The 13,894-nt window shown below is 63.6% G+C and carries 12 protein-coding genes; 5 read left to right on the top strand and 7 right to left on the bottom strand.

Features of this window, described 5'->3' with window-relative positions; all coding sequences use genetic code 11:
* Positions 1-9: 9 nt before the first annotated feature.
* Positions 10-321: a helix-turn-helix transcriptional regulator gene (locus ICL81_RS09890; protein WP_188034729.1), complete on the top strand. Its 312-nt coding sequence runs from the start codon at positions 10-12 to the stop codon at positions 319-321.
* A gap of 63 nt (positions 322-384) precedes the next feature.
* On the opposite strand, the gene ICL81_RS09885 is transcribed toward ICL81_RS09890, so the two are convergent.
* The 5 genes from ICL81_RS09885 to dnaK are packed head-to-tail and all read right to left on the bottom strand — an operon-like array spanning position 385 to position 5,404.
* The gene (locus ICL81_RS09885) at positions 385-1,566 is read right to left on the bottom strand and encodes a methyltransferase (protein WP_353055491.1); all 1,182 of its coding nucleotides are present in this window, start codon (positions 1,564-1,566) and stop codon (positions 385-387) included.
* Positions 1,551-1,991 carry a heat shock protein transcriptional repressor HspR gene (locus ICL81_RS09880; protein ID WP_188024607.1) on the bottom strand — a complete coding sequence of 147 codons (441 nt, stop codon included), beginning with the start codon at positions 1,989-1,991 and terminating at the stop codon, positions 1,551-1,553. Before ICL81_RS09880 ends, ICL81_RS09885 begins: the two co-directional genes overlap by 16 nt.
* A 14-nt stretch (positions 1,992-2,005) precedes the next feature.
* Positions 2,006-2,956, bottom strand: a complete 951-nt coding sequence (locus tag ICL81_RS09875; RefSeq protein ID WP_188034728.1) for a DnaJ C-terminal domain-containing protein — start codon at positions 2,954-2,956, stop codon at positions 2,006-2,008.
* Positions 2,949-3,554, bottom strand: a complete 606-nt coding sequence (locus tag ICL81_RS09870) for a nucleotide exchange factor GrpE (RefSeq protein WP_188034727.1) — start codon at positions 3,552-3,554, stop codon at positions 2,949-2,951. Before ICL81_RS09870 ends, ICL81_RS09875 begins: the two co-directional genes overlap by 8 nt.
* 2 nt (positions 3,555-3,556) lie before the next feature.
* The gene (gene dnaK / locus ICL81_RS09865) at positions 3,557-5,404 is read right to left on the bottom strand and encodes a molecular chaperone DnaK (RefSeq protein ID WP_188024610.1); all 1,848 of its coding nucleotides are present in this window, start codon (positions 5,402-5,404) and stop codon (positions 3,557-3,559) included.
* A gap of 248 nt (positions 5,405-5,652) precedes the next feature.
* Here dnaK and ICL81_RS09860 point away from each other — a divergent pair, with 248 nt between their 5' ends.
* The gene (locus tag ICL81_RS09860; protein WP_188034726.1) at positions 5,653-7,026 is read left to right on the top strand and encodes an MFS transporter; all 1,374 of its coding nucleotides are present in this window, start codon (positions 5,653-5,655) and stop codon (positions 7,024-7,026) included.
* Between the two features lie 526 nt (positions 7,027-7,552).
* Here the strand turns inward: ICL81_RS09860 and ICL81_RS09855 are convergent.
* Complete coding sequence (locus ICL81_RS09855; RefSeq protein WP_353055490.1) at positions 7,553-8,770, bottom strand: MFS transporter; 1,218 nt, start codon at positions 8,768-8,770, stop codon at positions 7,553-7,555.
* A gap of 59 nt (positions 8,771-8,829) precedes the next feature.
* Between ICL81_RS09855 and ICL81_RS09850 the strand changes: the two genes are divergently transcribed.
* Complete coding sequence (locus ICL81_RS09850; RefSeq protein ID WP_188034725.1) at positions 8,830-10,113, top strand: DEAD/DEAH box helicase; 1,284 nt, start codon at positions 8,830-8,832, stop codon at positions 10,111-10,113.
* On the opposite strand, the gene ICL81_RS09845 is transcribed toward ICL81_RS09850, so the two are convergent.
* Positions 10,110-10,724: a TetR/AcrR family transcriptional regulator gene (locus ICL81_RS09845; RefSeq protein WP_188034724.1), complete on the bottom strand. Its 615-nt coding sequence runs from the start codon at positions 10,722-10,724 to the stop codon at positions 10,110-10,112. The two genes, ICL81_RS09850 and ICL81_RS09845, sit on opposite strands and share 4 nt — an antisense overlap.
* Positions 10,725-10,855: 131 nt before the next feature.
* On the opposite strand from ICL81_RS09845, the gene ICL81_RS09840 reads away from it, so the two are divergent.
* Both ICL81_RS09840 and ICL81_RS09835 read left to right on the top strand, forming a co-directional pair.
* The gene (locus tag ICL81_RS09840; protein ID WP_188034723.1) at positions 10,856-12,118 is read left to right on the top strand and encodes an MFS transporter; all 1,263 of its coding nucleotides are present in this window, start codon (positions 10,856-10,858) and stop codon (positions 12,116-12,118) included.
* Entirely contained in the window at positions 12,111-13,760 is a 1,650-nt protein-coding gene (locus ICL81_RS09835) for an amidohydrolase (RefSeq protein ID WP_188034722.1), read from the top strand. The genes ICL81_RS09840 and ICL81_RS09835 overlap by 8 nt, the downstream gene beginning before the upstream one ends.
* The last annotated feature ends 134 nt before the right edge of the window (positions 13,761-13,894 follow it).

Here is a 13,894-nt window from a genome sequence, read left to right as displayed (position 1 = left end):
CTTGGGTACGTGCCCAAGATTCACTCCCAGGCTGCCGTTCAGATCGGCACCCGCATGCGCACCGCACGCCAAGCGTTCGGTATTTCGTTGGAAGATCTCGGCGAGCTTGCAAACATCAACTGGACCACGATCGGCAAAATTGAACGTGGCGCTTCAAGCCCAACTGCGGAAACGCTTGTGCGTATCGCGTCGGCACTCGAGGTTGACCCCGCGCTGTTCATCACCGGCGTGACGTCCGACATGTATGGCCCAACCACCCACCAGCTCACTGCACGTGATTTGATCGACGAGCGCGCTCGCAAGGCGAACGAGCGCCAGTAGTCCCGGCGCTGAGCGTTTCGGCCGTTCAGTTCACGTCACGGCGTGCGCCGCAGCATGCCTGTTTCACTGGGTGCGGATCGACGACAACACCGTAAACGTCTTGTCTCGGGCGACCTGTCGCGTCGTTCCGATGTGACGTTCCACGAGCGGGCGATACCGCATGTGCGAGTTGAACACGATGCGCAGCTCGCCACCGGGAGCCAGCACCCGCGCACAGGACTTGATGAGGCGATGTGCCACTTCGGCGTGCACGATCGCGCCGGTGTGGAACGGCGGATTCAGCAGCACGAGATCCGCCCACCCGTCAGCGACCGCTTCCATACCGTCAGCGCGGTGCACGGTGATGCGATCCGCCACCCCCGCACGCTCGGCCGTGAGCTTGGTCGCGGCGACGGCCGCGTGCGACTGATCGGTCGCGATGATCTCGGCGTCGGGGAACAGCAGCGCCGCAGATACCGCGAGCACGCCATTTCCACAGCCGAGGTCGACGATGCGCAAGGGCGCGGATCGGTCACCCGCTCGGCCTGCATACTCAGCGCGCAAGCCAGCGAGCATGAGCCGACTGCCGTGGTCGAAGGTCGGCCCACCGAATGTTGCACCAAATGCCGCGAGCTCAAAGCTGAGTTCGCGGTCACTGCCCCACTTCGGGAACGCGAGTTCGTCACCGCCGGTGACCGAGGCGAGCGGCTGTGTGGCGGTCAACACGCGCGCCTTGCGCACGCCGCGACCTGCCGAAACCTCGCCGAAATAGCGAGCAAGAATGTCATTCATCGACCGTGACATGTGCTTGTCACGGCCGCCAGCGAGGACGATCACGCCTGGGTCAGCCGTCTTGGCGATCCACGCAGCGATTTCATCGAGCGCGTCGAGCGCGCGCGGCAGTTGCACCAGCACCAGCCGCGCGCCTGTGAGCAACTCTGCCCCAAGGGGCAGCGAACGGTAGGTGTCGGCGGTGTCGAGACCGAGGCGCTCTGCGTTGCGCGCGAGCGCACGCTCACCAAGTACCGGGTCTTGATGGGTGCGGATCCCCCGCAGCCCATACACCTGTGCCGCGCCGAGGGTGAGCGCACCGTGGCGGTCGCCGATCACGACGAGTTCGCCCGGGTTGAGCGCTGCGAAGTGCGGCGCCGCGGTTTCCAGCAGTAGCTGGTCTGCCGCGTCATACGCGAAGAGCTCGGGCGCATCCACATCTGGATCGCGCCCGAGCATCGCAAAGCACTCGTCGAGCGTCATTCGCTCTTCCACACCACTCCTGGCTGCCAGACCATGACGTCGGCGTTGCGCTTCGTACGGGTGCCACGCTTCAGCGTGACGGCTGCGCCGGCAGAGCCAGCGGCAAACACACGTCGCTCGGGACGCTGCAGGCGCTCTTGCGCGAGCGCGCGCTCGAGCTCACGCACCTGACCCTCGAGGTCACGCACACGGTCTTCCAAATGGAGAACGCGGCGAATGCCCTCGAGACTCAGCCCCTCAGCAGAGAGACGAGCGATCGTCTGCAACTGAGTGACATCGTGCAGCGAGTACCGTCGAGTGTTGCCCCGGGTACGCTGCGGCACTACGAGCCCAATACGGTCGTACTGCCGCAGCGTCTGCGGGTGCATCTCGGCGAGTTCAGCCGCACCCGCGATGGGAAACATCGGGGTGAAGCGATCAACCTGCGGATTTGCCATGGTTCGGCCCAGCCTTAGCCGCGTGCCCGCGAGAAGAGGTCTTCACGCGGATTGTCATCTGGTTCAAGGTCACGGAAAGCGGCAAGCGCTTCCTTCGCTTCGTCACTCATGTGCGAAGGAACAACCACCTGAACCTCAGCGAGCAAGTCGCCGGTGCCCTTCGAGCTGTTCACGCCGCGGCCCTTCACGCGCAGCACTCGGCCACTCGGGGTGCCGGGCTGCACCTTTAGCTTCACGGACGAACCGCCAAGCGTCGGAACCTCGACGGTCGCGCCAAGCGCGGCCTCGGTAAAGGTGACCGGCAGCTTGAGCTTCAAGTTCAGGCCATCGCGCTCGAACACCGGGTGCGGGCGAACACTTACCTTCAGGAGGAGGTCGCCTGCGGGGCCGCCGTTCGGGCTCTTCTGACCCTTGCCAGCAGCGCGGATCTTCTGGCCGTCGCTCACGCCAGCCGGGATCCGCATTTTCACGGGTCCGTTCGGCGTATCAAGCGTGACCGTCTTACCCTGCGCTGCGGTTTCGAAGTCGAGCGTCGTTGACGCGGTGATGTCAGAACCACGCTGCGGACCGCGCTGCGCGCCGCCGCCGAACATCCCAAAGATGTCCTCGAAGTTCTGACCGCCGCCGAAGCCTGCGCTCCGGCCACCGCCGCCGCCACCAAACATGCCGCCGAAGACGTCTTCGAAGCCCTGTCCGCCGTGGCTGCCCGACGTGAATCGTGCGCCGCCAGCGCCCATGGCGCGAACCTGGTCGTATTCCGCGCGCTGCTCAGCGTCAGAGAGCACCGAGTAAGCCTCGCTGATCTCTTTGAACTTCGCTTCCGCGGCAGCATCGCCCGGGTTGGAGTCCGGGTGATACTTGCGCGCAAGCTTGCGGTAGACCTTCTTCAGCTCTGCGTCGCTGACATCCTTCGAGGTGCCAAGCGTCTTATAGAAGTCTTTATCTAACCAATCTTGACTAGCCATCAGCTCCCACCGCCACCGCTACCTTCGCGGGGCGCAGTTCGACGTCACCGATACGGTAGCCGCGCTCGATCACGTCAAGCACGGTCTCACCCTCGGCGCCGGGAACCGGCACCTGCGCGATTGCTTCATGAATCTGCGGATCAAAGGTTTCACCCTTTTCGCCGAAGCTAACCAGGCCAACGCGCTCAAGCGTCGAGCGGAGCTTCTGCGCGATTGCTGCGAACGCGCTGCCCTCGACGAGATCGCCGTGCTGCTCGGCACGATCGAGATCATCGACCACCGAGATGAGCTGGCTCACGACAGCTGCGGTTGCGCGCTGCTTGTCGATCTCCACGTTTGCCTCGGTGCGCTTGCGGTAGTTCGCGTACTCCGCGGTGAGACGGCGCAGGTCTTCAAGGTACGAAGCCTCTGCGTCATCTGCAGCTTCCGCTGCGGGTGCCGACTCTTCGGCGCCAGCGGCTGCCTCGGTCTGCTCTGCGTTCAGGATGTCCTCAACGGTCAGATCGTCCCCCTGATGCGGCTGAGGGCCGGATGCATTCGCCTCCGGCCCCGCCGCCTGGGGAGCCTCACCGTTGTTGTGCTGCTCCTCATTCGTCATGGTTACTTCTGCTCCTCGTCGTCTTCAACGACCTCTGCGTCAACGACGTCCTCATCAGCGGGAGCGTCAGCCGCGTCAGCGGTCGGTGCTTCTGCCTGTGCTGCTGCGTAGATCGCTTCGCCGAGCTTCTGCTGGCTCTCGCCGAGCTTGTCGGCAGCGGTCTTCACTGCTGCGTCGTCGTCGCCTGCGAGTGCCTGCTTGAGCGCATCGAGGTCGCCCTGGACCTCAGTCTTGACGTCCTCAGGCAGCTTGTCCTCGTTCTCCGAGATAAGCTTCTCGACCGAGTACGCGAGCTGCTCAGCGTTGTTACGCTGCTCAGCTGCCTCGCGGCGCGCCTTGTCTTCTGCTGCGTGCTCTTCAGCCTCGCGAACCATGCGCTCGATGTCCTCCTTGGAGAGGGTCGAACCACCCGAAATGGTGATGGTCTGCTCGGTGCCGGTGCCCTTGTCCTTCGCCGAAACCTGAACGATGCCGTTCGCGTCGATGTCGAAGGTGACCTCAATCTGGGGAACGCCGCGCGGAGCCGGTGCGATACCGGTCAGCTCGAACGTACCGAGGTTCTTGTTGTCGCGGGTGAACTCACGCTCGCCCTGGAACACCTGGATAGCAACCGAAGGCTGGTTGTCATCAGCAGTGGTGAAGGTCTCCGAACGCTTGGTCGGAATAGCGGTGTTGCGCTCGATGAGCTTCGTCATGATGCCACCCTTGGTCTCGATACCGAGGCTCAGGGGGGTCACGTCGATGAGCAGAACGTCCTTACGCTCACCCTTCAGAACGCCAGCCTGGAGAGCCGCGCCGATAGCGACGACCTCGTCAGGGTTGACACCCTTGTTGGGCTCCTTACCACCGGTGAGCTTCTTGACGAGCTCGGTGACAGCGGGCATACGGGTCGAGCCACCAACGAGAACGATGTGGTCGATGTCGCTGACCTTCTCGCCCGCTTCCTTGATGACGTCTTCGAACGGCTTACGGGTGCGCTCGAGGAGGTCCTTGGTGAGCTCTTCGAACTTTGCACGGGTCAGCGTCTCGTCGAGGTTTGCCGGGCCGTTCTCGGTGAGCGAGAGGTACGGCAGCTGAATCTGGGTGCTCATCGAGTTCGAGAGCTCCTTCTTCGCCTGCTCCGCAGCTTCCTTCAGACGCTGGAGAGCGATCTTGTCGCCTGCAACGTCAACACCGGTCGACTGCTTGAACTGGGTGATGAGCCACTCAACAACGCGCTGATCCCAGTCGTCGCCACCGAGGCGGTTGTCGCCTGCGGTTGCACGAACCTGAATGGTCGAGAAGTCGTCGTCCTTACCTACCTCGAGGAGCGAAACGTCGAAGGTACCGCCACCGAGGTCGAATACGAGGATGAGCTCGTCTTCCTTACCCTTGTCGAGGCCGTAAGCGAGTGCCGCTGCGGTGGGCTCGTTGATAATGCGGAGGACGTTGAGGCCAGCGATCTCGCCAGCTTCCTTTGTTGCCTGACGCTCAGCGTCGTTGAAGTATGCGGGGACGGTAATGACTGCATCGGTGACCTTGTCACCGAGGTAGGTCTCAGCGTCGCGCTTCAGCTTCATAAGGGTACGAGCCGAGATCTCCTGAGCGGTGTAACGCTTGCCGTCGATCTCGTCGGTCTTCCAGTCGGTGCCCATGTGGCGCTTGACCGAAGCAAGGGTGCGGTCAACGTTCGTGACAGCCTGACGCTTTGCGGTCTCGCCTACGAGAACCTCGCCATCCTTCGTGAAAGCAACGATCGAGGGAGTCGTGCGGAAACCCTCTGCGTTTGCGATGACCGTGGGCTCGCCACCCTCGAGAACGGAAACGACCGAGTTCGTGGTGCCGAGGTCAATACCTACTGCACGTGACATATGTGTTCTCCTTTACCTAACTGCTGGTCGGCCAACTGATCACACTGGGGATCGAACGACCGAATTCCTGTCGACTCAAAGCTGAGCCTGATGCACTCAAGTTTACTCAAGTCAAGTGCCAAGTCAAGCCGGTTTAGGCAAACTTGAGCCAAACACACTCAACTTTCAGGTAACGCACAAGTGAACCCCCGGAATGCAGTGTGATCCGCGCCCCTGCGGGCGCCAGAAGACCAGGTACGCTCGCAGTTATGAGTGAAACGAATACGGTCACTGAGGCCACAATTCCCGCGCGAACAGTGCGTTCGTGGGCCTTCTGGGACTGGGCGACGCAGCCATTCAACTCGGTCATCCTGACCTTCGTATGGGTGTCGCTCTACCTCGTTTCAGATTCCTTCCTTGCGCCCGAAGTTGCCGCCCAAAACGCAGATGGCAACCTCACGTGTTCGCAAACAGCGGACGCAGCGACCGCGTACTGCACCGGTCTCGCCGATCTGTCAGCAACCTACGGCTGGATCACCTTCGCCGCGGGACTCGTCGTACTCGTCATTGCACCGGTACTTGGCCAGCAGGCAGACGCACGCGGCAACAAGAAGCGCTGGGTCGTTGGGTGCACCGCTGTGCTCGCGCTCATCCAGTTTGTGATGTTCTTCGTGCAGGCGGATCCGCGCTACTTCTGGTTCGGTGCAATTGCCGTGGCGGTCGGCTCGGTAGTCAATGAGATCGCAGGCGTGAGTTACAACGCCATGCTGTTTGACGTCTCGACCAAGAAGACGGTCGGCCGCGTGAGCGGGCTCGGCTGGGGCCTCGGCTATATCGGCGGCATCATCGCGCTCCTCGTCGTTGTCATCATTACCGAGCTCGAGTGGTTCGGCATGGACACATCGAACGGGATGGCTTACCGCCTCATCGCGGTTGGCGCAGCCGTGTGGACAGTGGTCTTCTCGATTCCCTTCTTCCTCTGGGTTCCCGAGACAGCCGCACGTGACGAGCGCCCCCGCGTCGGATTCTTCAAGAGCTACGCTGTGCTTGCCCACGATCTTCGTGGTCTGTTCCGCAACAACCGCCAGACCTTCTGGTACCTCATCGCGAGCGCAATCTACCGCGATGGCCTCGCTGGCATCTTTGCGTTCGGTGGCATTCTCGCGGCCGTTTCCTTTGGCTTCTCTGCGACCGAGGTCATGATCTTCGGTGTTGCCCTCAACCTCGTTGCTGGCATTGCAACGATCGCTGCCGGCCGTCTCGACGACCGCTTTGGTCCGCGCGCAATCATCATCTGGTCGCTCGTGATCCTCATTGCGAGCGCGCTCTTCATCTTCATCTTCCGTGAAGAAGGTAAAGCCATCTTCTGGATCGGCGGCCTCGTACTCTCAGCCGCGGTCGGCCCCGCGCAAGCAGCAAGCCGCTCGTTGCTCACGCACCTCACGCCCGGCCACATGCAGGGCGAGGTCTTTGGCATGTATGCCACTACCGGCCGCGTGATGAGCTTCCTCTCACCGTGGCTGTGGTCATCATTCATCCTGTGGTTTGGCGCAACGCACTATGGAATCCTCGGTATCACGATCGTGCTCATCGTCGGACTCGTGCTGATGGCCTCGCTCGTGAAGAAGCCCGCGCGGGTGTAGTTCGCTGTTGTCTGTGAGCGAGAGGGTCTGGGGTTTCTGCTCCAGGCCCTCTTTGCTTGAGTTGGGCGCGCTCTTCGCTTCGGTAGTGGACCGAGCTTTCGGTAAGACTGATTTGGCTATTTTCGTCTTACCAAAGCTCGATTCCAGACGGAGGCGAACGGGTTCTCGCGCGGGGTCGGCACCGCGGGGCCGTTTGCCGCAAACTGCGCGCCAATGCGCCGCAAGATAGCCAGCTCAGTGCGCAGCCCAGCTCAGGGCAAGGGCGGCCGCAAGGTCGCCCGCGGCAGCATCATAGGTGGCTGCTTGCCGGGCGGGGCTGAGCGAAACGGGCTGCCGCGGTTGGTCATTCGACCAAACCTTGCCTTTGGGTTGGTTGCTTTGCTGCGCCGATCAAGCGAGGCTACGTCCCGCGGTTCACCCAGGACTTGAGATCGGCCGCCGTCAGGGTGTTTTCCACCAATTTCATGCTGACGACGGCCGATTTCCAGCCGAGGACAAAACGCGAGCAGCAGCAAGGCAGAAACACCTACCCAATGACGGGCACGCCACCGGTGTCGAGGCTGCGCGCCTTATCGCGGCGCTCAACCGCAATGCTCACGAGCATGATGACAAGGCCGAGGGCGGCGAGCACGGCGCCGATCCAGCCAGGCGCAAGGTACCCGAGACCGGCCGCGATGACGAGGCCGCCGAGCCAGGCGCCGAGACTGTTGGCCATGTTTGAGGCAGCGTGGTTCATGGACGCACCGAGCAGATCCGCCCCATTTGCCACGCGAATCAAGCGAGCCTGCACAGCTGGCCCAAACATCATGGTCGACGCGCTCACGAGGAAGGCAAAGATAAAGAGGCGGATCGGCGCCCCAGCGAACAGCGAGTACGCGATAAAGACCAGCACCGCGAGCACGAGGCCAAAGATGGCCGCGCGGTTGAGATGCCGGTCGGCGAGCACCCCACCGAGGAAGTTGCCGATCACCATGCCGACACCGAGGGTCGCGGTCACCCACGGCACGACCTCGGGGCCGAGGCCGACCTCGCGGGTGGTGACGTCTGCGATATAGGAGTAGACGGCGAAGAAACCACCGCTGCCTACCGCGAGCGTGCCAATCATGAGCCAGACCCGGTAGTTCCCGAGGGCGCGGATCTCGCTACGCGCCGTCCGCTCCGGGTTACCCGGCAGCTTCTCGACGAAGAGGAACACGAGCAGGAGTGCAAGCGCAAAGAGCGCGGCGACAACACCATAGACCCAGCGCCAGCCGAAGGCCTGGCCGAGCATGGTCGAGAAGGGCACGCCCACTACGTTGGCGGTCGTGAGGCCGATCATCGAGATCGCGATGCCCTTGCCCATGTTGCCCGGGCCGAGCGTCTTCGCAGAGAGCAGCGCTGCGACACCGAGGTAGATGCCATGCGGCAGGCCGGAGACAAACCTGAACGCCGACACAAGTTCAAACGACGGCATGAGCGCCGACGCGAGGTTTGCGGCACCGAGCACGACGAGCGACCAGCACGCGAGCGTTGTGAGCGACATTCTCACGCACAAGATCGCGATGACTGGTGCGCCGATTACGACACCGAGTGCGTAGAGGGAAATGATGGTGCCTGCCTGCGCGATCACGCGCTGCGGGTCAGCTTCGTACCCCGGAAGCATGTTGCTTGCAATATCGGGAAGCACCCCCATCGTGGCGAACTCGGTAATGCCAATGGCAAATCCACCGAGCGTGAGCGCGAAGAGGGCGAGGATACGTTTCACCACACAATTATCCCCCGTGCAGCCAGCAGCTCCTCACCGAAACCGGGTACCCTATATGGGTGTCGCGCCCCGAACTCAGCTCTGAACAACTCTCGGTCTACGAGAAGATTGAGCACACCCGCGAACACATCTTCGTCACTGGCCGTGCGGGCACGGGTAAGTCGACGATCCTGAACCACCTGTCGTACAACACCTCGAAGATCATCGCGGTGTGCGCACCGACCGGTGTCGCTGCGCTGAATGTCGGCGGCCAGACGATTCACTCACTGCTGCGCCTGCCAACCGGCGTGATTGCCGATCACGATCTCGATCAGCCGTCCGAGCTGAAGAAGATGCTCGCGTCGATCGACACCCTCGTCATCGACGAGATTTCGATGGTCTCGGCCGACCTCATGGACGCGATTGACCGCGCGCTGCGCCTCGCGCGCGGCAAGAAGCACGATCCGTTCGGCGGAGCGCAGATCATCATGTTTGGTGACCCGTTCCAGCTGCCCCCGGTGCCGCCGCGGGATCCGCACGAGCGCGCATACTTTGACGACACGTACCGCTCGCTGTGGTTCTTCGATGCCAAGGTCTGGGAGGCAGTCCCCCTCAGCGTGATCGAGCTGAGCGAGGTGCATCGCCAGCGCGATGACTCGTTCAAGCGGATCCTCGGCGCCGTGCGCCACGGCATCGTCGACGAGAACCAGGCGAACGCCCTGAACAAGGCCGGCGCGCGCCCGGCACCGCGCGACGTCATCACGCTCGCGTCGACCAATGCGACCGTCAACCGCATCAATGCCGAGCGCCTCGCAGAGATTGGCGGATCCGCGCTCCGTGCCGTGGCCGAGGTCACGGGCGAGTTCAAGGAGAACCTGTTCCCCGCCGATGAGGTGCTTGAGCTGAAGCCTGGCGCCCAGGTGATGTTCCTGCGCAACGACCCTGACGGCCGCTGGGTGAACGGCACGATCGGCACGGTGTCGCGCGTGGAGGGCACGGTCTGGGTCGAAACCGACGATGACGAGTACGAAGTCGAACCGGCGGTGTGGGAGCGTTTCCGCTACCGCTACGACGCCGAGACCAAGAAGCTTGAGAAGGAGGTCGTCGCCGAGTTCGAGCAGTTCCCGCTGCGCCTGGCGTGGGCGGTGACGATCCACAAGTCGCAGGGTCACACCTACGACGCGGCCTGCGTTGACCTTGGCCCGCGCGCCTTCACGGCAGGCCAAACCTACGTCGCGCTCAGCCGCGTGCGGTCACTCGAGGGTCTGTATCTCGCGCGCGATCTGCGCCCGAGCGACGTGATTGTGGATCCGAACGTGGTCCGTTTCATGCGTGAGCGCGGGGCAAGCGCGCCAGCAGCCTAGCTCCGTGCCCGCTCTGCGCGAAGCTCCACACTCGTAAGGATGAGGTCGACGCCGTGCGCAAAGAGCTGCTCGTTGCGCGCCTTGCCGGTTGGGTGCTTGTCGATGAGCGCGTCGAGCGAGGGGTCGAGTTTGTTGCGCGCAAAGATACTCTCGGGCGAGAGGGCGTCGAGCGCGGATCCAAACGCAAACGCGTCAAGCGTCTCGATCGTGACGAGCAGTTCGTCGTCTGGGACTCCCCCGAGGCGGAGCGCCGCGGCCATGTCGCCGTAGAGCTCCAGGGTGTCGGGCTCCTCGATAATGACGGTGAGCAGCAGCTGGAGGGTGCGTGGGTGGTCGGAGTACAGCCGCCAGAGTGTGCTGATGAGCACGCTCACTTGTTCGCGCCAGGGCGCATCAGTGACTGGCGGCGGCGCGTATTCGGCCGAGAGCGATTCGCGCATTGCGTGAATGATGCCGTCGCGGCCCTCGACGTGGTGGTACAGGGACGACGGGCTGACCCCCAACTCACGTGCGAGCGTCACAATCTGCAGGTCACGCCCGGACTCCACGATTTCGATCGCCTTGCGTGCGATCACGTCACGGCTCAAAAGTGCCACTTTTGGTCGCGCCATTGACCCTCCTCGGTCTTCGTGGTCGCCGGTTTTGACAATGCGACCTCCTGCAGTGCATCATATTGCAGAAACCGAAATCAATTCGGTTAATGCTGTGAATTGCAATGACGCACTGAGAAAGGGCTCTCATCATGAGTTCGAACACACACGCAGTCCAGGGGTCCGATCCACGTCACCCGCTGGGAATCAAGAACGGCGCAGCCACCTTCCTGCTCGCTCTTGCCGGTCTCATGATGGCAAACCTCGCGCCGCTCATTATTACCGCTCTCGAAGGCCTCGGACTCTCGAGCCTTGACGCTGGCGCCGTACTGACCTGGGGTCTGCTCGCCTCTGCTGTCGTCGGTCTCTGCACCTCGCGTCTCGCCGCTGGCGTTCACCGCCGCATGCTCGCGCTTGCCGGCCTCGCAGTCGGCACCGTCGGGTTCGCGCTCGCAGCATTCGCCTCGACCCAGTCGCTCGCGGTCACCGCGTTTATCGTTGGCGGCGCCGGCGTTGGCGCCTCGATCTCCACCTCGGGCGCCGCGATCGCCGCGCTCCGCAACCCAAACCGTGTGAGCGCGACGAGCGGCATCATCAACCGCATCCTCGTGATGATCGTGCTCGCCATCATCCCGATCATGGGCCTGAGCCAGGTCAACGTGTTCGGCGCCCTTGCCGTCATCTCGCTGCTGAGCTTCGCGGTAGCGTCATGGCTACCAGATGCGCCCGCGCACGCAGAACCCGTCGACGTCACTCAGTCGCTGAAGATCGCAGAACCCCGCCGCATCACCTGGGCTGGGATCGGGATCCTCATCGTCTTCCCACTGTGGGGCACGAGTGAGGACGCAATCTGGACCATGGCCGGCGTGCTCGGTGACTCAGTTGGCCTCTCACCCGCAGCGCTTGGCACAGCCCTCAGCGCAGCAGCTGGCGGCGGCCTCATCACCATGCTTATCGTGCTGATCGCGGGCAAGAAGCTCGGCCGCGCGCTCCCCCTCGCACTTGCCCTCGCACTCGGTGGCGTGCTGAAGATCTGGGTCGGCTTCACCGCCGACCCCACGACGCTTGCGTGGCTCATCATTCTCATCAACACGGTGTACGCGTTCGCGTTCGCGCTGTTCATCGCCACCGCAGCTGGCCTGGATGCGCGCGGCCGCTGGTCGGCACCGCTCTCAGGCGCGTACCTCGTCGGCTCGAGCTTCGCTCCGCTTATCGGTGCGTGGCTCATCGAAACCGTCGGTATCTCGACCTTCTGCCTCCTGATGGGTATCGTCAGCTTCATCGTCATCATCCCGACCGTCATGATCGCTCGCGTGTCAGTCGGTGCAGAGCGCGCCCTCGAACGCGAGCACGCCGCCGCAACCCACGCGGCAGCAGCAACCTATGGAGCAACCGCAGGAGCACACAATGCCTAACACCACCCTCTACCGCAATGCCACGGTTTTCACCGGGCTGGCGGATCGCCCCCTCGCCGAAGCCTTCGTCGTCTCGGCTGGTCGCATCGTTGCAGCGGGTACTCTCGATGCCGTGCGCTCGGCATTCGGCCCTGGCGCAGTTCCCGCCGAAATCACCGAGGTCGACCTTGGCGGCAAGTTCGTCATGCCCGGCATGATTGAGGGCCACTCGCACCTGCGCATGCTCGGCGAGGCGCTCGACAAGGTGCAGCTGCGCGAGTGCGCGACGCTCGCTGACATTCAGAGCGCGCTCGCTGAGCGCCGCGCGGAGCAGTCCGATGCGCCGCACGTGCTCGGTGTGAGCTGGCAGTTCGGCGCGCTCGGCGGCGAACGCCCGACCGCGGCGATGATCGACGCGGTAGTTGCCGATGTTCCGGTGCTCCTCGACGCGAACGACCTGCACTCGGTGTGGGTAAACACCGCAGCACTCGAGGCGATGGGCATCGACCGCAATACTCCGAACCCCGTTGGCGGCGAGATTGTGCGCGACGAGAACGGCGATGCAACCGGCTTCCTGCTCGAGACCGCAGCCATGCAGCACGCGTGGGGCTACCTCGCACGCGTCACCTCCGAGGAAGACGAAGACCGCTACCTCGACAACGCGTTCAATGTGTACCTCGAGACCGGCGTCACTGGCGCGACAGATATGGCGTTTGATGAGGGCCTGATCCGCCCCCTCGTGCGTCGTCTGCGCCGCGATGGCAAGCTGCCCTTCCCCGTCACCGCGCACTGGTTGCTGCGCGCATCGGGCGATCCCGCTGAGGATCTTGCACAGGTCGCGACCGCGGCTCGGCTGCGCGATGAGATCCACGCGGAGTTCGGCGATGACTGGCTGCGCATCAACGGTGTGAAGTTCATTCTCGACGGTGTGATCGACGCCTGCACCGCTGCGATGCGAGCACCGTACGCGAACGGCGAGAACGCAGCTCCGATCTGGAGCTACGAGGCTGCACGCCCTGTCGCGCTCGCCGTTGATGCTGCCGGCCTGCAGTTCGCGCTGCACGCGATCGGTGACGCCGCGAGCGAGATGGCGGCTGATCTGGTTGCGGAGTGCATCCGTGTGAACGGCCCCCGCGCAGACCGTCGCCCCCGCATCGAGCACCTCGAATCAGTCGGTACCGACACGATCGCGCGCATGGCTGCCCTCGGCATCACTGCGTCAATGCAGCCCGTGCACTGTGATCCCGCAATCCTCGACAACTGGATCGAAATGCTCGGTGACGAGCGTGGCGAGCAGGGCTTCCCGTGGCACACGTTCCGCGAGCACGGTGTGACCCTCGCCCTCGGCACGGACGCCCCCACGGCGCCTCACCACGCGCTCGATAACCTGTTCATCGCGCTGACGACGCGCTCCGCGCTCGATGCATCGCTGCCTGGCTACCACCCCGAGCGCGCATTCACCCCTGGTGACGCACTGCAGGGACTCACGCACGGGCCGGCGTACGCCGCAAGCCAAGACGCGGATCACGGCACCATCGCTGCGGGCAAGCGCGCGAACATCGCCGTGCTCAGTGTGAACCCGTTCACCGATGATCCCGAAACCCTGCGCACCGCGCAGGTGCTGCTCACGCTCGTCGACGGCGAGGTCGCCTACCGCGCGTAGGGCAGCTCGCTGCCCGGTGGGCACGCGCACAGAGATGGGGCGCGGATCGGTGATGCTGATCCGCGCCCCATCTCTGTGCGCCCCCCTTCGCCCCGGTATCGAAACACGGCTTCGGTCAGACGGATCCGCCAAAA

It is taken from the genome of Leucobacter sp. cx-328, from assembly GCF_014530035.1.
In the GTDB taxonomy this organism is placed as follows: Bacteria; Actinomycetota; Actinomycetes; order Actinomycetales; family Microbacteriaceae; genus Leucobacter.
The sequence above is the reverse complement of the archived record's forward strand: the minus strand, read 5'-3'. Positions and strand labels throughout refer to the sequence as shown.